At 40.7% G+C, this 25,576-nt stretch carries 26 protein-coding genes; 18 read left to right on the plus strand and 8 right to left on the minus strand.

Annotated features, from left to right (window positions below):
• Positions 1-54 precede the first annotated feature (54 nt).
• Positions 55-651 (plus strand): 4-hydroxybenzoate synthetase, encoded by a 597-nt coding sequence (locus tag QLQ22_RS04935; RefSeq protein WP_223440139.1) that lies wholly within the window; start codon positions 55-57, stop codon positions 649-651.
• Between the two features lie 119 nt (positions 652-770).
• Here QLQ22_RS04935 and QLQ22_RS04940 read toward each other — a convergent pair whose 3' ends face one another.
• Positions 771-1,049: a hypothetical protein gene (locus QLQ22_RS04940; protein ID WP_223440142.1), complete on the minus strand. Its 279-nt coding sequence runs from the start codon at positions 1,047-1,049 to the stop codon at positions 771-773.
• A gap of 451 nt (positions 1,050-1,500) precedes the next feature.
• Complete coding sequence (locus QLQ22_RS04945; RefSeq protein WP_223440144.1) at positions 1,501-1,713, minus strand: hypothetical protein; 213 nt, start codon at positions 1,711-1,713, stop codon at positions 1,501-1,503.
• A gap of 170 nt (positions 1,714-1,883) precedes the next feature.
• Between QLQ22_RS04945 and QLQ22_RS04950 the strand changes: the two genes are divergently transcribed.
• From QLQ22_RS04950 to QLQ22_RS04980, 7 genes are all read left to right on the plus strand, one after another.
• On the plus strand, positions 1,884-2,720 hold the full coding sequence (locus QLQ22_RS04950; RefSeq protein ID WP_284016120.1) for a hypothetical protein: 837 nt from the start codon (positions 1,884-1,886) through the stop codon (positions 2,718-2,720).
• Positions 2,721-2,841: 121 nt separating this feature from the next.
• Positions 2,842-3,651, plus strand: coding sequence for a CPBP family intramembrane glutamic endopeptidase (locus tag QLQ22_RS04955; RefSeq protein ID WP_284016122.1), 810 nt, complete (start codon positions 2,842-2,844; stop codon positions 3,649-3,651).
• A gap of 530 nt (positions 3,652-4,181) precedes the next feature.
• Complete coding sequence (locus QLQ22_RS04960; protein WP_284016123.1) at positions 4,182-5,741, plus strand: fatty acid--CoA ligase; 1,560 nt, start codon at positions 4,182-4,184, stop codon at positions 5,739-5,741.
• A gap of 19 nt (positions 5,742-5,760) precedes the next feature.
• Complete coding sequence (locus tag QLQ22_RS04965; protein ID WP_284016124.1) at positions 5,761-6,909, plus strand: acyl-CoA dehydrogenase family protein; 1,149 nt, start codon at positions 5,761-5,763, stop codon at positions 6,907-6,909.
• A gap of 34 nt (positions 6,910-6,943) precedes the next feature.
• On the plus strand, positions 6,944-7,807 hold the full coding sequence (locus QLQ22_RS04970; RefSeq protein ID WP_252208144.1) for a 3-hydroxyacyl-CoA dehydrogenase family protein: 864 nt from the start codon (positions 6,944-6,946) through the stop codon (positions 7,805-7,807).
• Entirely contained in the window at positions 7,804-8,955 is a 1,152-nt protein-coding gene (locus QLQ22_RS04975) for a thiolase family protein (protein ID WP_223440151.1), read from the plus strand. Before QLQ22_RS04970 ends, QLQ22_RS04975 begins: the two co-directional genes overlap by 4 nt.
• An 82-nt stretch (positions 8,956-9,037) precedes the next feature.
• Complete coding sequence (locus QLQ22_RS04980; protein ID WP_240549814.1) at positions 9,038-9,808, plus strand: enoyl-CoA hydratase; 771 nt, start codon at positions 9,038-9,040, stop codon at positions 9,806-9,808.
• A gap of 383 nt (positions 9,809-10,191) precedes the next feature.
• On the opposite strand, the gene QLQ22_RS04985 is transcribed toward QLQ22_RS04980, so the two are convergent.
• A complete protein-coding gene (locus QLQ22_RS04985) occupies positions 10,192-10,377 on the minus strand; it encodes a YhzD family protein (RefSeq protein ID WP_223440154.1) in 186 nt (61 codons plus the stop codon).
• 141 nt (positions 10,378-10,518) lie between these two features.
• On the opposite strand from QLQ22_RS04985, the gene QLQ22_RS04990 reads away from it, so the two are divergent.
• Positions 10,519-11,418, plus strand: coding sequence for an ABC transporter ATP-binding protein (locus tag QLQ22_RS04990; protein ID WP_284016126.1), 900 nt, complete (start codon positions 10,519-10,521; stop codon positions 11,416-11,418).
• On the plus strand, positions 11,411-12,673 hold the full coding sequence (locus QLQ22_RS04995; RefSeq protein ID WP_284016127.1) for an ABC transporter permease: 1,263 nt from the start codon (positions 11,411-11,413) through the stop codon (positions 12,671-12,673). The genes QLQ22_RS04990 and QLQ22_RS04995 overlap by 8 nt, the downstream gene beginning before the upstream one ends.
• A gap of 1,733 nt (positions 12,674-14,406) precedes the next feature.
• Here the strand turns inward: QLQ22_RS04995 and QLQ22_RS05000 are convergent.
• The gene (locus tag QLQ22_RS05000; protein WP_284016128.1) at positions 14,407-14,706 is read right to left on the minus strand and encodes a hypothetical protein; all 300 of its coding nucleotides are present in this window, start codon (positions 14,704-14,706) and stop codon (positions 14,407-14,409) included.
• Between the two features lie 58 nt (positions 14,707-14,764).
• Here QLQ22_RS05000 and QLQ22_RS05005 point away from each other — a divergent pair, with 58 nt between their 5' ends.
• The 5 genes from QLQ22_RS05005 to QLQ22_RS05025 all read left to right on the plus strand — a co-directional run bounded on the left by QLQ22_RS05005 (position 14,765) and on the right by QLQ22_RS05025 (position 22,045).
• Positions 14,765-15,997 (plus strand): metallophosphoesterase family protein, encoded by a 1,233-nt coding sequence (locus QLQ22_RS05005; protein WP_284016129.1) that lies wholly within the window; start codon positions 14,765-14,767, stop codon positions 15,995-15,997.
• A 10-nt stretch (positions 15,998-16,007) separates the two neighbouring features.
• Positions 16,008-19,031: an ATP-binding protein gene (locus tag QLQ22_RS05010; protein WP_284016130.1), complete on the plus strand. Its 3,024-nt coding sequence runs from the start codon at positions 16,008-16,010 to the stop codon at positions 19,029-19,031.
• A 37-nt stretch (positions 19,032-19,068) separates the two neighbouring features.
• Positions 19,069-20,283 carry an MFS transporter gene (locus QLQ22_RS05015; RefSeq protein ID WP_284016131.1) on the plus strand — a complete coding sequence of 405 codons (1,215 nt, stop codon included), beginning with the start codon at positions 19,069-19,071 and terminating at the stop codon, positions 20,281-20,283.
• A gap of 76 nt (positions 20,284-20,359) precedes the next feature.
• Positions 20,360-21,304, plus strand: a complete 945-nt coding sequence (gene yhaM, locus QLQ22_RS05020) for a 3'-5' exoribonuclease YhaM (RefSeq protein ID WP_223443175.1) — start codon at positions 20,360-20,362, stop codon at positions 21,302-21,304.
• Between the two features lie 549 nt (positions 21,305-21,853).
• The gene (locus tag QLQ22_RS05025; RefSeq protein WP_223440166.1) at positions 21,854-22,045 is read left to right on the plus strand and encodes a sporulation YhaL family protein; all 192 of its coding nucleotides are present in this window, start codon (positions 21,854-21,856) and stop codon (positions 22,043-22,045) included.
• A 37-nt stretch (positions 22,046-22,082) separates the two neighbouring features.
• Here the strand turns inward: QLQ22_RS05025 and QLQ22_RS05030 are convergent, their stop codons facing one another.
• Positions 22,083-22,952, minus strand: coding sequence for a peptidylprolyl isomerase (locus QLQ22_RS05030; protein ID WP_223440167.1), 870 nt, complete (start codon positions 22,950-22,952; stop codon positions 22,083-22,085).
• A gap of 177 nt (positions 22,953-23,129) precedes the next feature.
• On the opposite strand from QLQ22_RS05030, the gene QLQ22_RS05035 reads away from it, so the two are divergent.
• Both QLQ22_RS05035 and QLQ22_RS05040 read left to right on the plus strand, forming a co-directional pair.
• Positions 23,130-23,216, plus strand: a complete 87-nt coding sequence (locus QLQ22_RS05035) for a YjcZ family sporulation protein (protein WP_223443178.1) — start codon at positions 23,130-23,132, stop codon at positions 23,214-23,216.
• A 120-nt stretch (positions 23,217-23,336) separates the two neighbouring features.
• Complete coding sequence (locus tag QLQ22_RS05040) at positions 23,337-23,417, plus strand: YjcZ family sporulation protein (protein ID WP_101567585.1); 81 nt, start codon at positions 23,337-23,339, stop codon at positions 23,415-23,417.
• Between the two features lie 94 nt (positions 23,418-23,511).
• Here QLQ22_RS05040 and QLQ22_RS05045 read toward each other — a convergent pair whose 3' ends face one another.
• Positions 23,512-23,691, minus strand: a complete 180-nt coding sequence (locus tag QLQ22_RS05045) for a hypothetical protein (RefSeq protein ID WP_070879396.1) — start codon at positions 23,689-23,691, stop codon at positions 23,512-23,514.
• 181 nt (positions 23,692-23,872) lie between these two features.
• A complete protein-coding gene (locus tag QLQ22_RS05050; protein ID WP_223440168.1) occupies positions 23,873-24,409 on the minus strand; it encodes a DUF3267 domain-containing protein in 537 nt (178 codons plus the stop codon).
• Positions 24,410-24,686: 277 nt separating this feature from the next.
• Here QLQ22_RS05050 and QLQ22_RS05055 point away from each other — a divergent pair, with 277 nt between their 5' ends.
• A complete protein-coding gene (locus tag QLQ22_RS05055; protein ID WP_420828825.1) occupies positions 24,687-24,962 on the plus strand; it encodes a DUF1878 family protein in 276 nt (91 codons plus the stop codon).
• Here QLQ22_RS05055 and QLQ22_RS05060 read toward each other — a convergent pair.
• Positions 24,949-25,545 (minus strand): HTH-type transcriptional regulator Hpr, encoded by a 597-nt coding sequence (locus tag QLQ22_RS05060; RefSeq protein WP_223440170.1) that lies wholly within the window; start codon positions 25,543-25,545, stop codon positions 24,949-24,951. The two genes, QLQ22_RS05055 and QLQ22_RS05060, sit on opposite strands and share 14 nt — an antisense overlap.
• Positions 25,546-25,576: the final 31 nt, after the last annotated feature.

Raw genomic sequence — 25,576 nt, forward strand, 5'->3', positions numbered from 1 at the left:
TTTTCAAGTAACTGGCGAAGAGAGTCGCGCACAATTGTCTAATGGAGGTGAAGTATGATAGATCCACAGTTTGAGGGAAAGGCGTCGGATGTTTTACACGGATTGATATTTGACTTTCTATTAGTAACGGATGGACGGACAACGGATTTGCTGGAAATGCTGTTGAACGAGAAAATGATTGTACATGTGGTCCGGCAAGAACAAATAGGTGAAGAGGATGCAAACCTGATGGGTGAATCCTCGGGAGGTCCGTACTATATTCGAGAATCGGTTTTGATCGGCGAGAATAGTCGATTTGTCGTGTCACACAACATTGCGCTTGTATATTCTAAGCATGTACCTCCCGCTTTGTTCGAGAAAATTGCACATCAACAAGAGGGAATTGGAAAAGCGATCAGCTCACTCGGAATGCGTACATTCCGAAAGGTTGCCGACTCCGGATTCATGAACGAAACGGAAACGGTCGATCTTTTCGGGCGGCCGATCAAGATCCACTTTCCTAATCTGCAAAATAAGGTGCCTTACAAAAGATACTTCATTTATTTCGGACGTAAACCAGGGATTCAGATACTCGAATATTTCCATCCGAGCATCATCGGACACCGGTTACAGCAAGGGATGACGAAAGAGCAATCGAACAAAGAAGAATAAGATTCTAATAGAAATAACTAATCAATGGCTGGCTCTGCAGGGAGAAACGCATCCCTTAGAGTCAGCCATTGCTTTTGAATATGCAGGCCCAAGCAGTGAATTAAATGCAGCAGGCTTCCTTATTTTTTTCTCGATTTTGCTTTCATTTGTTCGAAGATATCGACTCCGGAGCCGGCCATTTGTTCACCAGCATAATGTACACCCTTCTTTACGGCTTCGAATAATTTTCCTGCAACGATATCGATGGGTTGATCACGATCTTTTACAGCTTCAATGATTTCTTGTTCGGCTAGGTCTGCTCCGTTTTTGACCGCCGTCGTGTAGGTAGCGGTAAAGGATCTAAATTCCCGATTGATTTCGCTGAAAATTCGTGATAACACTTGATTTTTCCTCGACAACTGTTTCACCTCCTTACGAAACTATATTTAGCCATTCTCGGCTCTTTCCTCGTTCAACAAATCACTGCAATACTCCGCTTCCTGAAAACGATCGACCCGTTGATGCGCTTCACCAAATTCGTAAATCATTCTATAATAAGTGTCTTTATCAAGCCCGGTTGACGTATTTCCCACTCAGGTAAGATGGATATAGTCTTCTATGGCTGTTTCCACAGGATACAAGAATCGAAGGCAACTTCACCCGAGAAGCCTCAGCTCTGTCCCGCCTGCTCTTTCTTTTCTATCTGATTCAAGGCACCCCATGCCATTAAAACCACAACGCTGCCGTTCGTTACCCGAGCATCCGGGATGATCCAGACACAATTGTGCGAATATGCGGTTTGCTTTCTAAATGGCGTCTGCATTTCCTTCTGCCCATTTATTATGAAACTAAAATCGCTTCAGCCAGCCTTTACTCGTCGGATTCAGCTTTTAACGCGATCGCAGCCTCGTCTTCCTGCATCGGAACGGACTCAATCGTTCCCGTTCGTTTCTTGCCGTCCCTAGACGTAAGCAATGCAACGATAACGCCCGCCACTAGTACGAAAACAAACACGCCGCATAAAGTCATACCGAGAATGAATAAGATTCTATCCCTAATAAAATCTATGTTTCTTGTTTTCATTCTGCTTTCAGTCCTTCCTTATAAGAATAGTTCAGTATATGATTAAATGTCCTAGATCATATAGGTAATGGACTATTATTGGGTGAATTCCGCTTCAGCCCAATCCAGATTCGCTAACTCACATAAACATATACAGAGTCATTTAACATATAAAAGGAGGTTCCCAATCAATGGATCATATCCAGAGGGAAACTGATTCTAATCCGGTCGCAGATGAAGCAGCACTTTCGGCAGTTTCGAAACAGGAGGGCGATTTGGAGTGGAAGCGGTTTATCCAAAAAGAGTTAGATAAACTAGAAAATCAGGAAAAGGATGAAGGGAAAGAAGACTCAGAGAAGGCCCCGCCGGCTGAGACGGAGTTTACTCTCAGTTCCCTTATTGAGCAGATACCTGTAGAAAAATTGATCGGTTCGGCAATACGAATGTTTAATAAGAATACAGAACCGGAAGAAACAGACGACAACCCAAAAAAGGCATCTATTATAGAAAATGAAGATGAAAAAAAGATAAAAAAGGAGAAAAGAGAAAAAGAAAAAGAAAAGAAAGAACGCAATCAATTGACAGAGAAAAAACGACAAATAGATGAAAGTAATAATAACTACCATGAAGAGAAGAAAAAGAAAAAAGAATCTAATAAAGAAAAGGAAGAAGAGAAAAAGAAAAAAAAGGAGAAAAAAGAAAAAGAAAAGAAAGAACGCGATCAATTGACAGAGAAAAAACGTCAAATAGAAGAAAGTAAAAATAACTACCATGAAGAGAAGAAAAGGAAAAAAGAATCTAATAAAGAAAAGGAAGAAGATAGAAAGATAAAAAAGGAGAAAAAAGAAAAAGAAACGAAAGAACGCAATCAATTGACAGAGGAAATCCGACAAATAGAAGAAAGTATAAATAACTACCATGAAGAGAAGAAAAAGAAAAAAGAATCTAAAAAGCATGATTATGATAAATATGAAGATGATCAGGAAGAAGAAACATTCTTAATCATCCGTTCTAAAAGGAAAAAATAAGGATTCCCGCCCTAATTTTTTCTCATTTCGTCTGTGATGTGCAATGGTTCAGATGCCGGAAAAAACAGAACCGGTAAAAAGAGAATGGCCAAAGCGACTAAGAGAAGGAGCATCTCGACTGATGAAGGAGACTCTTTTATTTTATTCCACTGTTTTACGAAATATAGCGTCATTGTTCTTATTTGGGACACTTATTATCATTTTACAAACAAATCAATACCTGCTGATGAGTATTTGGGGAATATGCGCATGGTTATTCTTCATCAATAAATCAATGAGATTTTTTATCGTGACAACGATGGCTTTCGGAATCGGATTCTTTCTATATGTCTATGTGAACTCACATTGGATCACTGACCTGAATCCTGAGGGAATGCACATCATTCTCAACAGGTTGTCGTTGATTTTTCTCATTCTTCCGTTAACAGCCATATCGCTTATTTACAAACTTCCTTTCATGCGCTATTGGCAGCTGCCGCAATGGGGTGAGTCGGTTCGCGTACCGTTTATTTTGTCAGGCTTCCATCAAACCAAGGTAAGTGCATTTCTCTCCATTGCGATGATTATAAATCTCATTGCTTTTATGCCATTTATTGTGAATAATGGCTGGGCATACATCCAGGAAATTTGGCAGTTCATGATTATTTTTTCAATCATTAACTCCGTGCTTGAAGAAATCATTTGGAGAGGCATGCTTCTAAGTCGTTTTTCTGAGCACTTTGGCAATCGATGGGCGGTAATGATAACGAGCATAGGCTTTGGGCTGCAGCATTATTCCCTTGGATACTCTTGGGGCAGTTGCCTTGTATTTACTTTGGGAGGGCTGTTTTTCGGGGCTATTACAGTCAAATCAAAAAGTATCGTTCCTGCAGTAATATGGCATATGTTAATCAATGCCTTAATGGTTCTTAGCGGAATGATATTAAAATAAACCAATGTATGGATGTCCCATGCCAAATGAAAGGAAAATCTGAAGACCAGCGTGAGAAAGAGCCTGTCCCAAAACGAAAGGAAGACATAACTCAACCTATTCCACAGCGATGATATTGAGGACGTTCATTATGAAAGAGGTGAATCTCACGGGATCGGAATTAAATCGATCCCGTATTTCCCGAGGGACAGGGGGACAGAATATCAATCTATCTTCACCAGTATCGTCAATTTCCCGTTCATTAGAGACTAGGTTTTTCGATTTCCTAATGAACTTTGTCGAACCGTATCCATAAATAATCTTAACCTCTGCTATATGTAAGTCGTTCCATTAAAGTCAATCATTTTAGGGTCTTATTTCTTTTGTGAATTATCAGCAATTCCATTTTACATAACCATCTAATGAGAGATTTAGAGATGCAATGAAGGAATTTTCAGAAAAATGATGAATGTTAATAAAGGGTTCATTTAAAAAGGCAAGACTATTACCTTATTTTTTGTAAACGCTTTCTATATAAAGGAGGAGTTTCTATGTATTTAACAATTGGAAAGACTTTTGATTTGACTGCTGAGAAATACCCAGCAAAAGAAGCAATTTACGATGTCCGCAGGGGTATTCGCTTATCGTATGCCGATTGGCAGAAGGAAGTGAATAAGCTTGCAAATGCTTTTTTAGAAGCGGGCGTAAAAAAAGGAGACCGCATCTCAACGTATCTTTTTAATACGATTGAGCTCGCAACCGCTTATTTTGCAAGTGCCAAAATCGGTGCAGTCATCAATCCAATCAACTTCAGGCTGAAAGCTCAGGAGGTCGCTTATATTTTAAATGATGCCAAGCCTTCCATCGTCCTTTTCGAACGGGCGCTTGAGCCTCAAATCAGTGAAATACAATCTCAATTTGATCAGATCTCCTTCTGGTTTATAGACAGTGAACCGCCTTCATATGCATCAAGCTACCATGATAACGTGAAGGATACAAAAAATAATCTTGAAGAAATTGAAGTAACTGAAAATGATTTATATGCCATCATGTATACGAGCGGAACGACTGGAAGGCCTAAAGGAGTTCTTCATCGTCACCGCGATATGATTGAGCAAAATCATGTTTGTATCGCTTCAAAAAGGCTGACAAAGGATGACCGGGGATTGGTAGCAGCGCCAATGTTTCACTGTGCTGAGCTCCATTGCTGTTTCCTTCCGCGTGTTCAGGCCGGCGGGAGCAATGTCATCCTACATCACTTTGAGCCGGAGCTTGTCCTCCAGCTTATTGAAGAGGAAAAAATTACGGTTTTCTTCGGAGCGCCAACGATGTGGAACATGATGCTTCAAGAAAAGATTGAAACCTATAATCTCACATCCTTGCGTTTAGGGTTATATGGGGCAGCGCCAATGGCACCGGCTCTTGTCAAGCTATGCAAAGAAAAGCTTGGAACAGATCTTATTCAGGCGTATGGCATGACTGAGATGGGTCCTGCTGTAACGTTTTTGTCAGAGGATGAGCAGCTGACAAAGGCAGGCTCGGCTGGGAAAGTATGCTACGGGCATGAACTGCGGATTGTAAAGCCTAATGAAGACGGACCATCAGAGCCTGATGATATTTTACCGCCTGGTCAGGTTGGAGAAATCATTGTGAAAGGGCCTTGTATGATGGCAGGCTATTTCAACATGAAAGAGGAGTCCGAAAAAGCGCTGTACAAAGGATGGTACCATTCAGGCGATTTAGGATACCTGGACAATGACGGCTTTTTATATGTGGCAGACCGTGTAGATGACATGATCATCAGCGGCGGAGAAAATGTGTATCCGCGAGAAGTAGAGGATATTTTATTTGAGCATTCAGGGGTTTTGGATGCTGCTGTTTTAGGGCAGCCGCACGAGAAATGGGGAGAGTGCGTAACTGCCTTTATTGTAAGGAAGGATTTGAATTTAACCGAAGAAGAGCTTGAGGAATTCTGTAAAACGAGTGATAAGCTTGCTCCTTATAAAAGACCGCGAACGTATCACTTTGTCGATGCACTGCCTAGAACCGCAAGCGGGAAAATACAGAAATTTTTATTGAGGGAAAAACTCGCAGAACAGCCAAGCACATAAAAAGGGGGACCTGATTCAAATGCCTGCAGCATATTTGCAAGATGAGCATCAGATATTTCGTGAAGCACTAAGAAAATTTCTTCAAAAGGAAGCAGTACCATATTATGATCAGTGGGAAAAAGCCGGAATGGTTCCGCGGGAGCTGTGGATTAAAATGGGAGAGCAAGGTTTTCTCTGTCCATGGACCGATGAAAAATATGGCGGATCAGGCGTAGACTTTGCTTATTCCGTCATAATAAACGAAGAACTTGAAAAAGTGGGCTCAAGTTTAATAGGCATAAGCCTTCATAATGATATTGTAGTGCCTTATTTTGATTCTTATGGAACGGATGAATTGAAGCAGAGATTTCTGCCGACTTGTGTAACGGGAGAAACGATTTCGGCAATCGCAATGACTGAGCCTGGTGCGGGCTCAGATCTCTCTGCCATTAAAACGACAGCTATTAAACAAGGAGACTGCTATATCTTAAATGGAGAGAAGACATTCATTACGAATGGGATCTGTGCTGATTTAATTGTTGTAGTCTGCAAAACGGATCCAAAGGCGGTGCCTGCTCACAAAGGAATCAGCCTTCTTGTCGTTGAAAGAAACACACCTGGCTTTAAAAGAGGAAGAAAACTGGAGAAAGTAGGCTTGCACGCTCAGGATACAGCAGAGCTCATATTTGAGGATGCTAAAGTGCCTGCAGCAAACCTTTTAGGTGAAGAAGGCAAAGGGTTCTATTACTTAATGGATAAGCTGCAGCAGGAGCGTCTCCTTGTAGCAATCGGAGCACAGACGTCTGCAGAAAGAATGCTTACGATTGCCAAACAATATACAAAGCAAAGGAAAGCTTTTGGAAAATCTATCAGCGATTTTCAAACCGTCCAGTTCCGCTTAGCAGAAATGGCAACGGAAATAGAGATTGGCCGGACATTTTTAGACTCTGTCATTATCGAGCATATGTTAGGGAAAAACGCTGTGACACGCGTTTCCATGGCTAAATATTGGATTACGGATATGGCAAAAAAGGTCGCATCAGAGGTCATGCAGCTGCATGGGGGATACGGATATATGGAAGAATACGAGATTGCCAGACGATATCGGGATATTCCGGTTTCAGCCATTTACGCCGGCACAAATGAAATCATGAAAACCATCATCGTAAAAAATTTAGATTTAGCTTAATCCAATCACCATAAATCAAGGGGGACTCACTTCCATGAGTATACAGAAAATAGCTGTTATCGGTGCAGGTTTAATGGGGAGCGGGATTGCCCAATCCTTTGCAGCGGCAGGAAAAACGGTTCACTTATATGATGTTTCAAAAAAAGCGCTGGAAAAAGCACAATTTAAAATTGATAAAAGCTTATCAAGGTTTGTTAAAGCGGGTCATCTTTCAGAAGCTGAAAAGTCAGCAGCATTAGAAAATATCCGCCATTTTACCGTGCTGGCAGATGCAGTGAATGCAGCAGAGCTGGTTGTTGAAGCAGTTCCTGAAAATCTGGACCTCAAAAAAGCGATCTTTAAAGAACTTGATGAATTAACCGAAAAAGGTGTTATCCTGGCAACAAATACGTCAGAACTAAGTGTTACAGCCATTGCAGCTGCAACAAAAAGACCGGATCAGGTTATTGGCATGCACTGGTTTAACCCGGCCCCTGTCATGAAGCTGATCGAAATTGTAAAGGGCATAGATACCTCTGACCAGACCATAGAAGCAATCAGGAAATTATCAGCTGAAATAGGGAAAGAAACGGTGTTAGTAAAAGATGCTCAGGGCTTTGTCACAACAAGAGCTCTGTCTGCTCATATGCTTGAATGCATCCGGATTTATGAGGAAGGCATTGCAAGTGCAGAAGATATCGACAAAGCGGTTAAGCTTGGACTGAATTATCCAATGGGTCCGCTTGAGCTTGCTGACTTAGTCGGCCTTGATACGATGCTGTTTGTCAGCAATGGGATGGCGGATGCATACGGTGACCGCTTTTTGCCTCCGCAGCTGTTAAGAAAGCTAGTTGAAGCCGGCCATTACGGGAGAAAAACCGGAAAAGGATTTTACATATACGAAGGAGAGAGAAAATGACACGGGAAGTAGTAATTGTTGAAGCGGTAAGAACGGCTGTTGGAAAAAGGAAGGGCGCCTTTAGAGAAACACATCCTGTTCATCTAGCAGCTGCGGTGTTAGATGAGGTTGTAACAAGAGCAGGTATGCCGAAAGAACAGGTTGAGGATGTGGTCATGGGCTGTGTATCCCCAATTGCAGAACAAGGCTTTAACATTGGCAGGCTCGCCGTTCTTGAAGCCGGATTTCCTGTCACCGTGCCTGCCGTTCAAATTAACCGCATGTGCGGATCAGGCCAGCAGGCAATTCATTTTGCCTGCCAGGAAATCAGGTCGGGTGATATGGACATAGTCATTGCAGCGGGTGTAGAGAGCATGACGAAGGTTCCGATCCTAAGCGACGGCAACGATGAAACGATCCCTGTGAGCCTGCATGAAAAATATAACTTTGTTCATCAGGGCATTTCAGCCGAAATGATTGCAGAAAAACATCAGATTACCCGGCAGGAGCTTGATGCTTTTTCACTCAGGAGCCATCAAAGGGCTCTTGAAGCCATTAAAAGAGGAATCTATCAAACTGAAATTCTGCCTCTTAAAGGGCTGAATAAAGAAGGAGAAGAAATCGTATTTGATCAGGATGAGGGCCCTCGTGCCGATACCTCTCTTGAAGCTCTGGCAAAATTAAAAACAGTCTTTAAAGAAGATGGCGTTGTAACGGCAGGCAATGCCAGCCAAATGAGTGATGGGGCAGCGGCAGTGCTATTAATGGAAGGAGACAAAGCACGAGAGCTCGGACTTAAACCCAAAGCAAGAATTGTGGCACAAGCCGTTGTAGGCTCTGATCCCACCTATATGCTTGAAGGAGTCATTCCTGCGACTCAGAAGGTACTTGCGAAAAGCGGGCTTACTGTAAACGATATTGATCTTTTCGAAATCAATGAAGCATTTGCTCCAGTTGTCCTTGCCTGGCAGAAAGTGATCGGGGCAGACCTTGAAAAAGTAAATGTAAATGGTGGAGCGATCGCTCTTGGACATCCTTTGGGTGCTACTGGGGCAAAGCTTATGACGAGCCTCGTCAATGAGCTTGAACGCAGGAATGCTCGCTACGGTCTGCTGACAATATGCATTGGACACGGAATGGCGACAGCCACAATTGTGGAGAGAATTTAAATTATCTGAAAATAATATCAATTCTTTTCAGAACGAGCTATAATAAATGGTGAGGATGGAAATTGAATTAAGGGGGATGGGTATGGAAACTGTTACATATTCGGTACATGGAAGATATGCAACGATTGAAATGAACAGGCCTGATGTTTTAAATGCCATGAATGAACAAATGCTGAGAGAACTACTTCAGGCATTGAAGCTTGCTTGTGAAAGTGAAGCGGATATTGTGGTTCTGTCTGGAAGCGGACGGGGATTCTCGGCTGGCGGGGATATTAAAACCATGCTGAATTCAATGGATAATTCAGGTTTTTCAGGGGTAATGGATTTAATTTCAGAGGTTATCACGACGCTTTATACACTGCCTAAGATAACGGTCAGCGCCATTCACGGACCGGCTGCCGGCTTAGGATTCAGTCTTGCTTTAGCGGCTGATTACGTTGTCGCACATTCAAGCTCTGTTCTTGCCATGAATTTTATCGGCATCGGTCTGGTACCTGACGGAGGCGGACACTATTTCATGGAAAAACGCTTAGGCGAAGCGAAGGCCAAGCAATTGATCTGGGGCGGTGATAAGTTAAGCGCGGATGAGGCTTACAAACTTGGACTTGTTGACCTAGTCTGCGATGTTGATTTAAAAGATGCCGTACAATCTCTTGTCAGCGAATGGCTGCAGAAACCTGTAAAAGCGATGATTGCCAGCAAAAATATTTATACTGCTGTAAAGAAATCAGAATTGGAACAAATCCTCTCACTTGAAAAAGAAACACAATATAACATGAGACAATCTAAGGATCATCAAGAAGGCATAAATGCTTTTTTAGAAAAAAGAAAACCTCAGTTTACAGGTAAATAAAGGGAGAGCGGTTGCGATTGTTGTAACCGCTTTTTTATTTCACTTTGGGAATTAGGAGGTGAATGGAAATAAGAAAGTAAATCGTTCTTTTTGGAAAGTATTTAGCAGACTTTGGAAAGTAAGCCGATCTTTTTGGAAAGTAAACACAGTTTCTGCTTGGAACAGTGCCCTTTCAAACAACAAAGTTTAACTGCAACTAGGAAAAAACTATGCGTTTTATACCGATAACTGGAAAAGAGCATTTTGAGAAGACATTTAGAGTTGCATCTAAACATAAAGAGAATGATTTCAAATAGTTACCGCCAGATTGTAAGTATAGAACGATTAAAAGGACATTCCATATAAGAAATGCCCACATCAACTTCTTTATGATATTACTATTCTTATCTTTCAAATAAAATCAATTTACCGCTTGCCGATGTACAGCGGTGCGTTTTTTTCAGATAATTTTTTTCATCAAGCATTTGCTCGCCGACTTTTTTTGCTTCCACGTCGCTGTCGGCTTCAAAGCTTTCATCCATTAATTTTTCCCCGTCTTTATTAAATGCCGTTAAGTAATACTTGCCCATTTAATAGCCCCCTTTGCATATGAAGTATAAAAATTTTATATAGGCTTACACCTATAATTCTCATTATCTTCTCTTTTTCCTGCAAGGAATGAAACATTTGCTTAATGGGATTCGTACATAAGATAGACAGGAGGAATCAGGATGACATTAAAATTGGATGGAATTACAAAACGATTTGGATCACACACTGCGGTTGATCAGCTTTCATTAACGATTCCAGAGAGTGAAATGTTTGGTTTGCTCGGGGCCAATGGCGCTGGAAAAACGACAACATTCCGGATGATTTTAGGCTTATTAAATCCATCAGCCGGACAAATTTCATGGGACGGAAAGCCAATCGGATATGATGCGAGTGATGAAATTGGCTATCTCCCGGAGGAAAGAGGGCTTTATCCTAAAGTGAAAGTGCGTGATCAGCTTATTTATTTAGGGCGGTTAAAAGGGCTGAATAAGCAGGCGGCGCAAAAAGAAATGAATGAATGGCTTGAACGTTTTAAAATTCCGGAATATGCAAACAAGAAAGTAGAGGATCTTTCAAAAGGAAATCAGCAAAAGATTCAATTCATTACAGCAGTTCTGCATCGTCCTAAGCTGCTGATTCTGGATGAGCCGTTCAGCGGTCTGGACCCAGTTAATGTAGAGCTCCTTAAGGAGGCTGTATTGGATTTGAAAAACGGCGGGACATCCATTGTATTTTCCAGTCACAGGATGGAGCATGTAGAGGAGCTGTGTCAGCATTTGTGCATTATGCATAAAGGAAAGCCGGTAGTTCATGGGGCATTAAAGGATATTAAGCGTTCCTTTGGAAGGAAAAACGTGATCGTTCATGCTGATTTTGATTTGTCCTACTTGAAGGAATTTGAAGGTGTGACAAAATATAAGCCGTTATTTGAAGGAATTGAGCTTCAGGTAACAGGCGAAGTGGTCTCGCAGGAAATAATGGCTTCTTTGCAGGGCAAAGGATTTGTCCGGAAATTTGAACTGGCAGAACCATCTCTGAATGATATTTTCATTGAAAAGGTTGGTGCGGCGTATGAATAAATTTTGGATCATCTTTTGGCATACATATTTAAGCAAATTAAAGACAAAATCATTTTTAATTACAACAGGAATTACGCTGCTGCTGATCTTTGGGCTGACAAACCTGCAAAATGTAATTGAGTTTTTTAATAATGGGGACAAAGAAGCGACTAAGGTTGCTGTTATTGATCAAACGGGAGACAAAAGTCTATATCCTGTTTTTGAGCAGAATGCTTCAGCACTGGATGAGAAACTGCAGCTGAAACGTGCAGAGAAGTCAGAGGAACAGCTGAAAAAGGATGTCCTTGATGAAAAAATGGAAGGATATTTGATTCTGAGTCTTGACCAAAATGGTTTGCCGCAGGGCTCCTTTTTTGCAAGGTCCATTGCAAATTCAAGTGTTTCAGAAACAATGGAGCAGGCCCTTCAGCAAACGAAAATAGCAGCAGGTACAGCAAACCTTGGCTTGAAAAGTGAGCAGCTGAATCAGCTGTTTGCCCCTTCAGAGCTTAAGAAAACGGCTCTTTTAGAAAATGCAAAATCTGAAGAAGAGCTCGATCAGGCAAGAGGGCTGGTTTACGTTCTGCTGTTCATTATTTATTTTTCAGTAATCTTATATGCAAGTATGATTGCGATGGAGGTAGCTGTAGAAAAATCATCACGGGTGATGGAAATTCTGATCAGTTCTGTTTCTCCCATCAAGCAAATGTTTGCGAAGCTGCTTGGAATCGGTTTACTGAGCATAACACAGTTCGGTCTTATTATCTTGGTTGGATACAGCTCTATGAAAGGGAATATGGAAAATGCCGATTTAATGGGTGACGGATTCTTCAATTTTTCAGAAGTACCTGTTGCAACATTAATCTATGCAATTGTTTTCTTTATTCTCGGGTACTTTATTTTTGCAACTCTCGCTGCTTTTTTAGGTTCGCTAGTAAGCAGAATTGAAGATGTTCAGCAAATGATTTCACCCATGACGTATATAATTGTGGGTGCATTCATTATCGCGATGTTCGGTCTTGGAAATCCTGAAGCCTCTTTCATCACGGTTACCTCCTTTATACCGCTTTTCTCTCCAATGATCATGTTCTTGAGAGTAGGCATGCTGAGTGTTCCTGCATGGGAAATCGGGTTATCAATTGGAATTTTAGTTATTACCATAATCGCTCTTGCGGTATTGGGCGCTAAAGTTTATAAAGGCGGCGTGCTCATGTACGGCAAATCCTCTTCATTCAAGGATGTCAAGAAAGCCCTGCAAATGTCAAAGGATCAATAAGAAGAAGGAAGCAGAGTCTATGCGGCTCTGTTTTTTATTTTGAATGAAGATTTGCAGTAGTTCTTATGGGCGTTTCCATATTCGGTTAAAAGTTGATTTGGCTGAAAAAGGATGATTTCAGCTGATAGAAAAGAAAAACGGCTGTAAAAATTCAATTTCCGGCTGATAAAATTGTGAATTAGGCTTAATGATTGGGTGCGGTTGTCCAAGTTCGACGGGTGACTCCGCATTTCTTATTGTCCGGCTTCACCTCCTAACTCCGCGGTCGCAATGAGTACACAAATTCAGGATTGAGCCAGTAAAGAGGAATCATACGCAAGCAATGAGTACAAAAATTCAGGATTGAGCCAGAAAAGAGGAATCATACGTACTCAATGAGTACACAAATTCAGGGTTGAGCCAGAAAAGAGGAATCATACGCAAGCAATGAGTAAACAAATTCAGGATTGAGCCAGAAAAGGGGAAACATACGCACTCAATGAGTACACAAATTCAGGATTGAGCCAGAAAAGAGGAATCATACGCACTCAATGAGTACACAAATTCAGGGTAGAGCCAGAAAAGGGGAATCATACGCACTCAATGAGTACACAAATTCAGGATTGAGCCAGAAAAGAGGACTCATAGGCAAGCAATGAGTACACAAGTTCAGGGTAGAGCCAGAAAAGGGGAATCATACGCACTCAATGAGTACACAAATTCAGGGTTGAGCCAGAAAAGAGGACTCATATGCAAGCAATGAGTACACAAATTCAGGATTGAGCCAGAAAAGAGGAATCATACGCACTCAATGAGTACACAAATTCAGGGTTGAGCCAAAAAAGAGGACTCATACGCAAGCAATGAGTACCCAAATTCAGGGTTGAGCCAGAAAAGGGGATTCATACATACGCAATGAGTACACAAATTCAGGATTGAGCCAGAAAAGAGGAATCATACGCACTCAATGAGTACCCAAATTCAGGGTTGAGCCAAAAAAGAGTACTCATACGCAAGCAATGAGTACACAAATTTAGGGTTGAGCAAAAAAAAAGAGGACTCATACGCACTCAATGAGTACCCAAATTCAGGGTAGAGCCAGAAAAGGGGAATCATACTCAAGCAATGAGTACACAAATTCAGGGTAGAGCCAGAAAAGGGGAATCATACTCAAGCAATGAGTACACAAATTCAGGGTAGAACCAAAAAAGAGTACTCATACGCAAGCAATGAGTACACAAATTCAGGATTGAGCCAGAAAAGAGGAATCATACGCACTCAATGAGTACCCAAATTCAGGATTGAGCCAGAAAAGAGGACTCATACGCAAGCAATGAGTACACAAATTCAGGGTTGAGCCAAAAAAGAGTACTCATACGCAAGCAATGAGTACACAAATTCAGGATTAAGCCAGAAAAGAGGACTCATACGCACTCAATGAGTACACAAATTCAGGATTAAGCCAGAAAAGAGGACTCATACGCATTCAATGAGTACACAAATTCAGGATTGAGCCAGAAAAGGGAAATCATACGCACTCAATGAGTACACAAATTCAGGGTAGAGCCAGAAAAGAGGAATCATTGAACGGCTCCTCCAGTAAAGACAAAAAGCGCCTTTTCTGTCGGATCCTTATCTGCCTGTCGGAGCTGACCAGTCGAATCCGCATTTCTTGTTGTCCAGCTCCATCGCCCAACTCCTCGGCCAGAACAAATTCCCCGAAAAAGTCAAAACCGGACTTTTCCGGTGAATTCTTATCTGCCTGTCGGAGCTAACCGGGCGTTTCCGCATTTCTGTTGTCCAGCTTCACCTCCTAACTCCTCGGTCAGAACGGCTCCGCCAGTAAAGACAAAAAGCGCCTTTTCTGTCGGATCCTTATTTTGCCTGTCGGAGCTGATCAGTCGGTTCCGCATTTCTTGTTTTCCAGCTCCATCGCCCAACTCCTCAGCCAGAACAAATTCCCCGAAAAATTCAAAACCGGACTTTTCCGTTGAATTCTTATCTGCCTGTCGGAGCTGATCAGTCGGTTCCGCATTTCTGTATAGAACGTGCATTCGTATTTCTGAGGTGGTACAATATAGAATAAGAGAGAAGTAAAGGAAGGAAACAAGGATGGAACCTATTCGATTTATTCATGCAGCGGATTTACATATAGACAGCCCGTTTGCCGGAATGCATCAGCTGCCGGAAAGAATTTTTGAAAGGCTGAAAGAAAGCACGTTTGCCGCTCTGGACAATTTGGTTCGCCTAGCTATCAGCGAAAAGGTTGATTTCATATTGATAGCCGGGGATTTATACGATGGTGAGGACAGGAGCTTAAAGGCGCAGCTGAAGCTGAAAAAAGCATTCGAACAGCTTGAGCAGCACAGAATTCAGGTATACGTAATACACGGTAATCATGATCATATGAGCGGAAGATGGCTGGACCTTAGCTGGCCGCAAAATGTTCATGTTTTTTCAGATAAAGAAGTGGAGTGTAAAACATTCTGGAAAAACGGAAATACACCGGTCAATTTATATGGATATAGCTATCCAAAGCGCGCTGTCGTTGAAAATATGACATCTTTCTATAAAAAGCATGGAGAGGCCGGTTTTCACATTGGACTTCTTCATGGGTCGATTGCAGGCAATACAGACCATGATGCGTATTCTCCTTTTTTGATCAGCGATCTGCTTGAAAAACAGTTTGATTATTGGGCCCTTGGCCATATTCATAAACGGATGCATCTTCATGAAAATGAACCGCCGATTCTGTATTCAGGCAATATTCAGGGAAGAAACAGAAAAGAAACCGGAGATAAGGGATGCTTTCTTGTTTCCATGTCAGAGAGCACCGTCTCTTACATGTTTAAACCGCTTCATGATGTGAAATGGGAAGAACTCGCAATTGAGATTAAAGGAAGTTTTCAGGAGTGGATCGACAGCCTGCATCAGCAGCTGCAGCAGCTAAGAGGCAACAATGAACCGCTTGTGGTTACGATCCGAATAAGCGGAACAAATGAGCTGTACCATTTGCTTCAGGAAGAGAATGTTCTGGAAGATTTAATGGATCAATGGAATGAAGAAGAAACAGGGCGTGAGAACTTTGTATGGATCTCCTCCATCATCAATGAATCAATGCCGGTTATCAGCAAGGAATCGCTTCAGCTTGATTCTCATTTTTTATCGGATTTAACAGACATTATTGAAAGCTTTGATGACTTTGAGGACACCATTCAGCCGCTGAAACAGCATGCATTATACAGGAAACACATTCCTGAATTTGATGACAAAGAACAGCAGCAGATTGAAAAAGAAGCTGAATATCTGCTGTTTCAGGAACTATTAAAGCATAGAAGACTGTGAGGGTGAAAAGATGAAAATCATTGAACTGAATATCTATGGGTATGGACAATTTAATCATATAAATTTCACCCTTCATCCCCATGCCTTTCAAGTTATTTACGGAAAAAATGAAGCAGGAAAATCTACCATTATGTCATTCATACAGAGTATCTTATTTGGATTTCCTGCAAAAATTCAAAATGAAAACAGGTATGAACCAAAACGAGTGAAAACATACGGCGGAGCCCTGATTGTCGATACAGAGCAATATGGAAAAGTCAAAATTGAGAGATTGCCTGGAAAAGCGGCAGGTGAGGTTACGCTGTACTTTGAAAATGGAGAAACCGGAAGCGGAGAACTCCTTAATCAAATGCTGGCTCATTTTGATAAATCGATGTATAAGTCTATCTTTTCATTTGATATTCACGGCATTCAGCAGGTCAGTAAAGTAAGTGCTGATGAACTCGGGAAGTTTTTATTGTCATCAGGCTTGCTTGGGACAGATGCTCTCTTACAGACGGAAAGCCATCTCTTGAAAAAACAGGAACTGCTGTATAAGCCTAATGGCAAAAAACCGGAGATTAATGCAGCATTAAGCAGACTAAAGAGTATTCATTCAGAAATGCTGAAAGCAAAAGAACTGATTCAGCCTTATGAAGAACTTATGAAAGAAAAAGAAATGATTGAACATCAGCTTAAGGAAAAAGAAGAAAGCAAGTCCATGCTGGAAGCAAAATCAAGAAGGTTTGCTGAAATAATAGATGTTCTCCCATTGTGGCTTGAAGAAGAGACGATTCATACAGAATTGACAAAGACAAATCAGGCATTTCCGGCAGATGGATTAAAGCGAATGGATGAGATTGAAGCTAAGGAAGAGCCTTTGCAATCTGAAAAGCTGTCCCTTATGCGTTCAATAGAAGACCTTCAACAAACCATTGATCAGATGAATGTCAATGAAACTATCCTTTCGCATCATGCGGAAATCGACCATCTCAGGGAGACATACTCCGCATATCATGCGAAAAGAGATCAGCATCAGCAGTACAGTCTAAAGCACGAGTCACTTACACGGCAAATTTTTGATGAAAAAATGCGGTTCTTTGCAGAAAATATAGATGATAAAGCCGTGCTTTCATTTAACACTTCTATAACAGCTAAAGAAGAAATAAGAGAAATCGTTACGGATTATCAGCAGCTGCAGCAAAGAAAACAGTTGCTTGATCAGCAGTTTGAACGGGCAAAAGAAAATCTGGAGGAAAGCGAAAATAGATTAACAGACTATGCAAAAGGAATGCTTGATCCAGAAGAGAGAAAACTTCTGGAAAAAAAGGTAAAGCAGCATGAAGCCATGCAGCAGCAAGTGCTGGATGAAAAAAGATTACAAGAAGAATATCGGAATAATGAAAAGAAAATCAATGAACAAAGCAAGACGAACCAATCTAAAAAGAATCAAATGAAAATGATGAAGGCGGCTGCGGCAGTTTTACTGATTTTATGTTCCGGATGGCTCATATATGAGCAGCAATGGCTCATCTTGCCGTTTCTCTTAGGCGTAACCGGGCTCGTTTTATTCTTTATTTTTCAAAATGATAAAGGAGAAGACGCGTTTCTCATTCATTTGCGGGACAAACAAGAGGAATTAAAACGTCAGCTTGAACAATCGAGGGTGCAAGGTTATACAGAAACGGAAGAGCTGGGAGGCATCCTTTGGAAAGATGAGCAGCTGAGACGATCTCATGAACTTGAGCAAGTGACATTTACACAGAATGAGAGAGCGTACCACCGCACAGTAAGCGGTTTTGATGATTGGGAAGAGGAACTTTATCAGTTAAACCGAAGAGTCAAAAAAGCGTACAGTCATTTTAGAGTGAGCAGTGAATTCTCTCCGCTTGCCCTGCCAGATCTTCTGCAAACATTGATTCAGCTGCAGAAAGATGTCCGGGAGAGCTCTCAAATTGAAACGAAACTTTCTGAGCTCACAGCTGCTCTTTCGGCTTATGAAAACAGGCTCGGGGAAATATGTGAAAAATGCGGTTTTGAACAAAAGACTGATTTGAATGAAACAATGCGAAATTTGTCTGCCGCACTTCAAGATTCGATTGAAAAGAAGAGCAGCCAGCTTATGTATAAAGAGAAAATAGCTGATGCCGAGGAACGATTAGCAAAAATCGAAGCAGAGCTCAGTCTTCTATCTGATAAGAGAATAGAGCTTTTCATCTTATCAAATTCAGCTGATGCAGAAGATTTTCGGAAAAAGGCAGAAGAAGCGAATCAAAGAAAAGCATTTGAGCAAAAATTAAAATGGATTCAGCAGCAGCTCCAGGCTAAACAGCATTTGCTCAAAGATGGAAAGCTGGATCTTCTGATCGATTATAAAGAAGAGAAGCTTTTATGTGATAAGCTGCTTAGAGCAGAAATGGAACAGGAAAGCGGCTTGCATCGGCGGCTGGCAGAGCTAAAGGCTTCTCTTCGGAATATAGAGAGCTCAGGCCTTTACTCTGAGCTAAAACAGAAGTATGAGCTTGAAAAGGGCGCAGTAAAGCAGCTTGCACACAAGTGGGCCGTGCTTGCAGCCGCGAAAAATATGCTGAATAAAACAGTGGAATTTAACCGCTCAGTGAGACTGCCGAAAGTATTGAAAGAGGCAGAGCACTTTTTCTCTGTCATGACGAATCAACAATACAGAAAAATATTTCTGCCGGATGCTGAACAAACATTAATTGTAGAAAGAATGGATGGAAACCGATTTGCTGCAAATGAACTATCTCAGGCAACAGCAGAACAATTATATATTTCACTGAGGCTTGCCCTTGTCCGTCACTTGAGCACAGGACAGGGCCTCCCGATTATTATTGATGATGGTTTTGTGAATTTTGATTTTGAAAGGACAAAACAAGTCCTGTCACTGCTGAAGGAATTTTCAAAACAGCACCAGATTATTTTCTTTACTTGCCAGGAGCACCTGCTGCCGCTGTTTGAAAAAGATCAAATTCTTGATTTAAAAGCAGTTGAATTAGCTTCAAAACAAGTATCTATTGGTCAGAGATTATTGTAAAATGAACTGACGAAAGGTACCTGAAAGGAAGTACATAATGCAGCAAAATAAACATGAGAAAAAGCCTTTGGGCAAACCTCTTTTTTTACTGAGCTTTAACTTATTTATTATTATGGTGGGCATAGGCTTAGTCATCCCGATTCTGCCGTTTTATGTTGAAAAATTCGGAGCAGATGCAGCAACGCTTGGATTTCTGGTTGCTGTATTTGCACTCATGCAGTTTTTTTTCGCCCCGATATGGGGGCGGTTATCTGACAGAATTGGCCGAAAACCGTTGATAACACTTGGTTTGTTTGGATTCGCATTAGCTGAGTTTATTTTCGCTTTTGCAACGGATTTATGGATGCTGTTTTTATCAAGGATAATTGCAGGTATATTCGGTGCGGCGATTATGCCGAGTGCAATGGCATACGTTTCTGATGTAACAACACCTGAAAAACGCGGACAGGGTATGGGGTATTTGGGCGCCGCAATGGGTCTTGGTATTGTAGTTGGCCCGGGGATCGGCGGCTGGCTTTCTGAATTCAGTCTTTCTTTTCCGTTTCTTTTTGCGGGTATTGCGGCATCACTGGCAGGAATTGTATCAATCTTCGTTTTGCCTGAGTCTCTGTCACAAGAAGCGATGCAAAAGACTGCTGCTGAAAATAAAAAACGCGAAAATCAGTTTATTCTAATCAAAAAAGCCCTTCAAAGCCCTGTTGGCTTTTTACTGATTCTTGTCTTTATGATGAGTTTCGCATTAACGATTTTTCAGGCGATCTTTGGCTTCTATACATTAGAGCGCTTCGGTTATGGACCTCAGGAAGTCGGTTTGATTATCCTTATAACAGGGATTGTTGGAACAATCACACAAGGAGCAGCAGTTGGAAGGCTTGTGGCTAAATTCGGCGATGAACGGGTTGTCACCTCTGCTCTTTTGTTGAGTGCATTTGGATTTGTGATTATGACATTTGCAAACTCCTTCGCAACGGTCTTATTGACAACCTCTGTCTTCTTTCTGGGGAATTCTATTTTGAGACCTTCCTTAAATACGTTTATCTCAAAATTAGCAGGAAGCAAGCAAGGTATGGTGATGGGGCTTAATAATTCTTTTATGAGTCTTGGGAATGTTGCGGGTCCTATTTTAGCGGGCTACGTATTTGAGTATCAAATCAATCTTCCTTATTATATTGGTGCTGCGGTCATGCTTGCTGCACTTATTTCAACTAAGATTTGGATTTCAAGAAGACAGCAAGCTGATGTCTCAGCCTAGCTGCAGGCAGGAAGAATAGACAAAATTTATGCTATACTCAGGATACTGAGGCAATTTGGGAGGGACCATTTTAATGATGACAAAAGGAATTAATCATTACGAGGTAGGCGAGCAAGCGGATGTTTTTCTGCTCGTTAAATCATCGACTAAAGGAATAGCCAGTAACGGAAAACCATTTTTAACATTGATTCTCCAAGATCAATCAGGGGAGATTGAAGCAAAGCTATGGGATGCAGGACCAGATGATGAGGTGTCCTACAGTTCACAAAGCATTGTAAAGATATATGGCGATATTCATCACTACCGTGGACGAAATCAGTTGAAGATCCGCAATATCCGAACTGCCTCAAACACGGATAACGTAAAAGTTTCTGATTTTCTTGAAACAGCTCCTGTTGGACAAGAAGAAATGATGGAAAAAGTAACACAATATATTTTCGAAATGAAAAACCCTAACATACAGCGTGTGACAAGATATCTCATGAAAAAGCATCAAAGTGAATTCCTTGAATATCCGGCTGCAACAAAAAATCATCACGAATTTGTATCTGGATTAGCTTATCATGTTGTTTCAATGCTTGATTTAGCAAAGTCCATTGCAGCTTTATATCCAAGTCTTGATACAGATTTGCTTTATGCAGGAGTCATTCTGCATGACCTCGGGAAGGTAACTGAGCTGTCAGGTCCGATCGGCACAACTTATACAGTCGAGGGAAACCTGATCGGCCATATTTCCATCATGGTAAATGAAATTGCCAAAGCAGCAGAACATTTAGGCATTGAGGGAGAAGAAATCGTGATCCTTCAGCACCTTGTCCTCAGTCATCATGGCAAAGCAGAGTGGGGAAGCCCTAAACCGCCGCTGATCAAAGAAGCCGAAATTCTTCATTATATTGATAATCTCGATGCGAAAATGAACATGCTTGACCGTGCATTAGAGCGGGTGAAGCCCGGCGAGTATACGGAACGTGTTTTTGCACTTGATAATCGGTCGTTTTACAAACCAACATTTCATAACTAATTTTGAGAGTCTTTCTTCTTTGAAGAAAGGCTTTTTCAGCTGTTATTGATCAATCGGAATATAGCTTGAAGTCTAGAAATAAAAATGGGAAGTCTCGGAAATTCGGAAATCGGAAAAAAGTGTGGAAGTCTCGGAAAAAAGTGTGAAAGTCTCAGAATAAAGTGTGAAAGTCTCGGAAAAAAGCGTGAAAGTCTCGGAAAAAAGTATGGAAGTCTCGGAATTAAGTGTAAAGTCTCAGAATTAAGTGTGAAAGTCGGAAAAAAGTGTGGAAGCCTCAGAATAAAGTGTGGAAGTCTCGGAATTAAGTGTGAAAGTCGGAAAAAAGTGTGGAAGTCTCGGAAAAAAGTGTGAAAGTCTCAGAATAAAGCGTGAAAGTCTCGGAATTAAGTTAAAAGGTCTCTGAAATGCTTCGGAAACTGACTATCCCGATTTATAGCATCCAAGAATCATAACAAGTTCTCTTTTCATCTTATAAAAATCATGTATAAATGGATCGAGATCCTCATATAGTGCAGTAAAGGGCTTGTCAATGAAAAGGGGGAAGCGGGAATGATCTTGCTGCCGTGGTGGGTTTACCTCTGCATACTTGGGATTTTATACAGCGGTTACATGGCTTTTTCAACAACAAGGAAAGAGAAAATTGTTGAGGAAGCCTATATAGAACAAGAGGGTAATGTATATATTGAAAGAATGCTTAAGGAACGTGAGATTCGAAGAAAAAATCAGGATGATGAAATGTGAAAAACTCCCCCATTTTTTATATGGGGGAGTTTGCTTGTTATTTTCCTTCAGCAGGCTCTGCAGGAGCTGCAGGTGCTTTGAATGTATCTTCTAATTCTTTGTCTTTAACCTGAACGTCTGCTTCTTTAAGAGCTTTGTCCAATGCTCCCTGAACAGCATCAGGCTGACTTGTTTTTTGTTTTTTTACATCTGCTTCAAGTTCTTTTTTCATTTCTTCATATGGCTTCACCGTTTTTGTCACTTTAATGATGTGATAGCCAAATTCAGATTTTACAGGCGCGCTTACTTCGCCTTCTTTAAGTGCAAATGCTGCTTTTTCGAATTCAGGCACCATTTGTCCTTCGCCGAACCAGCCTAAATCTCCGCCGTTTTGTCCAGATGGATCTTTAGAAGCTTCCTTCGCTAAATCTTCAAACTTTTCGCCTTTATCAAGACGGGCTTTGATTTCTTTTGCTGTTTTTTCATCTTCAACGAGGATGTGGCTTGCTTGTACTTTGCCTTTTAGGCTTTCATAGTATTGTTTTGTATCTTCTTCTGTTACTTTGACTTCTTTTTCAGCTGCTTTTTTGCGAAGCAGGTCGACTTTTACCATATCTTTAACAGTCTTTTCACCTTGCTGCTGAATGACTGCTTCAAATTGTGGGCCGTATTGCTGAGTTAAATTGTCAATTTCTTTATTTACTTCTTCGTCAGAAACTTTGTATTCTTTGCTTAAAACTCTTTCATGTACAAGCTCTGTTAAAACATCTTTTCCGAAGCGGTCTTTCATAGCTTCATAAAATTCATCTTTCGTTACATTGCCTGCTTTTGTTTCAGCAATGACCTCGGAACCGCTGTCATTATTACTGCATGCGCCTAGCGCCAAAACACTTGATGCTGCTGCTAATGCAAGAGCAAATCTTTTCATCTGATACAACTCCTACTTCTGTTAAATTTAAAGACTGCCTAATAATTGGAACACTACCACATTGTGCCATGAACTAAAAAGTTTTGCAATAGGACTAGAGTAATCAGGGCATTCGTCTAGGTCAAAATGGGAAACCGTCCATATGATGTATGGAACGCCGATAAGGGAGGTTTTAACATGGGTGGAGGATATTCAAACGGTTTTGCATTACTTGTTGTTCTGTTTATTTTGTTGATCATTATTGGTGCTGCTTATATTTGCTAGGAAGCAATAAGGCCTTTAGTTTTTTTAAAAAAGATTTGCCTAAAACAAATGATATATGCCTATTCGTTACATGATGATCGTGCATAGAATACCTTACCGACGCATAAAGGAGGTGTCATTATGGGAGGATACGCTGGAGGCTTCGCGTTAATCGTTGTTTTGTTCATCTTATTGATCATTGTTGGTGCAGCTTGGCTGTAAGCCAAAATAAACATAGCTGACAGGTAAATCTGTCAGCTATGATTGTATAAGCTGTGTGCTAATGATTGCATACAGCTTTTTATAATGGTGAAATCTAAGTAAATAAGATTTCTATGTAAGAAGAAACTAATAAAATGGTAATCAGGACGTTGATTGTCCTGAATACTTTTGTTTGTCGGTCTTCAGGAATCTCTCGGACCAGGCACAGCGTATTGGTCAATTTATTTATATAGAATAAAATGAACACGGCAAACAAAATGAAAAATGCTATCATATGAGATTCCCCCTCTCCTCACTGATACATATTACATTACCAAAAAAATGATGAAAAAGATAGCGATGACTCCTAATAAATAGCAAAAGAAAAGCTTCTCTAAAAAGAGAGGCTTTTCTTATTTATAAAGCATTTTATCTTCATGCTAAAAAACTGCTTAATCATATGGCCAGAATTTCTTTTATTTCTGAAATAAAATTTCAAAGCTTTCATCGGCTTCTTCAATGAAACAGGCTTTCGGAGCTTTAGAAAGCTGGCTTAAAAAAATGAAATCAGTGATACACAACCCGGTATGAAAGGCAATTCCTAAACAAAAGTAGTGCAAATAAGAAGGAAATTGAATCAGTCCTGCAGTCATAAATGCAGTGACAACTATAAAAGGTGTAATAAGAGAGAGCAGCATATTGGCTTTACTTACATTGCAGTTTGTTTTCAAAAAAAGAATCGGCATGAAAGACTGGAACTTCAGTTTAAGTGATACGCGGTATCCGGACATCCACAAAGGCAGGGCATGAAGCAGTTTGTGACATGGCACGATGCCTGCGATAAACAGCAGCAATAAGAAAAAGTAATCTTCTTTTAATTGGATAGAAGGAAAAAAGACCACAAGAGGTAAATATATGCTAATAAAGGTAATCATCATTATTAATACAGAGACTATAAAAAGTCTATGGAATCCATAATCTTTTGAAAGATTAATGGTTTTCCAGCAATTCATTTAAATCACCGTCCGAAAGTTATAAATGTTCATGCAGGAGCATGATGGATCAAGTCCCTACATACTTTACGATGTTAAGTTGGAAAAAGCAATATGAAATTTTGCGTGTAAGCGTTTTAAATAAAATAAGTAAAGTTTTACAAAATAAGAAACTTTCGAAAAAGAGAAGAATGATTTAAAATAAATAAACGAAGAAGAATGAAAGAAGTGAACCTTAGTGGAATCCTTGGAAAAAAGAATGGCAAATTTGGAGTACTACCAGAGGTTGCTTGTGCAGATGGCTGACGCGGAGAAATACCCTTTTTATCTGTCGGTCATGAAAACAGGTTTATCTGCTGAAGAAATTGAGGACATTCATCGCATTTGCGCGGAACTTGAGCAAATGCTTGCAGAACAAAAAGAGCAAGGACTCCTCGATTACATGAGCCTCCTTACTCTTTTCGCCGGACAGCTGAATCATAAGCTTTCAGTTGATGATACGATTCTTGCCTTACATAAGCAGGGAATGTATGTGCCGCTGATGACAGAATTCAAAAAAATTATTCGGAAATAGCTGAAGCCGTTTCAGCAGCAGGATCTTCCCGTTTTTTGAGCTTCCTGTTTTCCTCAACAAATTCTTTCTCGATATTCGTAAAAGAATGTTCGAAGATCTCCATAAAGTCATCTCCGTATATGTTTCGTATGATACACATCATTTCCATAATTTCAGGAAATTTCCCATATAGGTTTTGTAGCGGCAGAGCGCCTTTAAAGACAGCGTTTCTGCTTGGATCATAATCTTCTAAAAGCTTCAGCAGTATTTCCTCTCCTCGTTCCGTCAGCTGAATGTACGTATTGCGTTTGTCATTCTGCTTTTTCGAAAACTCAAGATAGCCCCTCTCTTCAAGCTTTTTTGAAAAGTTGAATGCAGTCGATACATGCATCACTCCAAATTTAGCAATCTCTGAAATAGAAGCACCCTTTAAATGATAAGCAATCCATAAGATATGATGCTCATTGATATTCAAATCATAGGGCTTAATCCATTGCTGCCAGTCTTTTTCGATGGATTTCCACAAAGCTTTGCTGAGCTGCGCGATTCTTTGGCTGAATAAAAGCGCTTCTTTTATAGAATAATCCTGTTCGTTACGTTTCATCCCCAGTCACCTACTTTTTCTCTTTTGCTCT

The organism is Metabacillus hrfriensis (assembly GCF_030127205.1).
GTDB classification, from domain to species: domain Bacteria; phylum Bacillota; class Bacilli; order Bacillales; family Bacillaceae; genus Bacillus_P; species Bacillus_P dongyingensis.

What these genes read in the sequence shown, in the direction of transcription:
- QLQ22_RS04960 (WP_284016123.1), top strand. Translation starts at nt 4,182, where the DNA reads ATGTATTTAACAATTGGAAAGACTTTTGATTTGACTGCTGAGAAATAC.
- QLQ22_RS04995 (WP_284016127.1), top strand. Translation starts at nt 11,411, where the DNA reads ATGAATAAATTTTGGATCATCTTTTGGCATACATATTTAAGCAAATTA.
- QLQ22_RS04975 (WP_223440151.1), top strand. Translation starts at nt 7,804, where the DNA reads ATGACACGGGAAGTAGTAATTGTTGAAGCGGTAAGAACGGCTGTTGGA.
- QLQ22_RS04980 (WP_240549814.1), top strand. Translation starts at nt 9,038, where the DNA reads ATGGAAACTGTTACATATTCGGTACATGGAAGATATGCAACGATTGAA.
- QLQ22_RS05060 (WP_223440170.1), bottom strand. Translation starts at nt 25,545, where the DNA reads ATGAAACGTAACGAACAGGATTATTCTATAAAAGAAGCGCTTTTATTC.
- QLQ22_RS05000 (WP_284016128.1), bottom strand. Translation starts at nt 14,706, where the DNA reads ATGCACGTTCTATACAGAAATGCGGAACCGACTGATCAGCTCCGACAG.
- QLQ22_RS04970 (WP_252208144.1), top strand. Translation starts at nt 6,944, where the DNA reads ATGAGTATACAGAAAATAGCTGTTATCGGTGCAGGTTTAATGGGGAGC.
- QLQ22_RS04935 (WP_223440139.1), top strand. Translation starts at nt 55, where the DNA reads ATGATAGATCCACAGTTTGAGGGAAAGGCGTCGGATGTTTTACACGGA.
- QLQ22_RS05015 (WP_284016131.1), top strand. Translation starts at nt 19,069, where the DNA reads ATGCAGCAAAATAAACATGAGAAAAAGCCTTTGGGCAAACCTCTTTTT.
- QLQ22_RS05055 (WP_420828825.1), top strand. Translation starts at nt 24,687, where the DNA reads ATGGCTGACGCGGAGAAATACCCTTTTTATCTGTCGGTCATGAAAACA.
- QLQ22_RS05025 (WP_223440166.1), top strand. Translation starts at nt 21,854, where the DNA reads ATGATCTTGCTGCCGTGGTGGGTTTACCTCTGCATACTTGGGATTTTA.
- QLQ22_RS04950 (WP_284016120.1), top strand. Translation starts at nt 1,884, where the DNA reads ATGGATCATATCCAGAGGGAAACTGATTCTAATCCGGTCGCAGATGAA.
- QLQ22_RS05045 (WP_070879396.1), bottom strand. Translation starts at nt 23,691, where the DNA reads ATGATAGCATTTTTCATTTTGTTTGCCGTGTTCATTTTATTCTATATA.
- QLQ22_RS04955 (WP_284016122.1), top strand. Translation starts at nt 2,842, where the DNA reads ATGAAGGAGACTCTTTTATTTTATTCCACTGTTTTACGAAATATAGCG.
- QLQ22_RS04985 (WP_223440154.1), bottom strand. Translation starts at nt 10,377, where the DNA reads ATGGGCAAGTATTACTTAACGGCATTTAATAAAGACGGGGAAAAATTA.
- QLQ22_RS05005 (WP_284016129.1), top strand. Translation starts at nt 14,765, where the DNA reads ATGGAACCTATTCGATTTATTCATGCAGCGGATTTACATATAGACAGC.
- QLQ22_RS04990 (WP_284016126.1), top strand. Translation starts at nt 10,519, where the DNA reads ATGACATTAAAATTGGATGGAATTACAAAACGATTTGGATCACACACT.
- QLQ22_RS05040 (WP_101567585.1), top strand. Translation starts at nt 23,337, where the DNA reads ATGGGAGGATACGCTGGAGGCTTCGCGTTAATCGTTGTTTTGTTCATC.
- QLQ22_RS04945 (WP_223440144.1), bottom strand. Translation starts at nt 1,713, where the DNA reads ATGAAAACAAGAAACATAGATTTTATTAGGGATAGAATCTTATTCATT.
- yhaM (WP_223443175.1), top strand. Translation starts at nt 20,360, where the DNA reads ATGACAAAAGGAATTAATCATTACGAGGTAGGCGAGCAAGCGGATGTT.
- QLQ22_RS05030 (WP_223440167.1), bottom strand. Translation starts at nt 22,952, where the DNA reads ATGAAAAGATTTGCTCTTGCATTAGCAGCAGCATCAAGTGTTTTGGCG.
- QLQ22_RS05010 (WP_284016130.1), top strand. Translation starts at nt 16,008, where the DNA reads ATGAAAATCATTGAACTGAATATCTATGGGTATGGACAATTTAATCAT.
- QLQ22_RS05035 (WP_223443178.1), top strand. Translation starts at nt 23,130, where the DNA reads ATGGGTGGAGGATATTCAAACGGTTTTGCATTACTTGTTGTTCTGTTT.
- QLQ22_RS04965 (WP_284016124.1), top strand. Translation starts at nt 5,761, where the DNA reads ATGCCTGCAGCATATTTGCAAGATGAGCATCAGATATTTCGTGAAGCA.
- QLQ22_RS05050 (WP_223440168.1), bottom strand. Translation starts at nt 24,409, where the DNA reads ATGAATTGCTGGAAAACCATTAATCTTTCAAAAGATTATGGATTCCAT.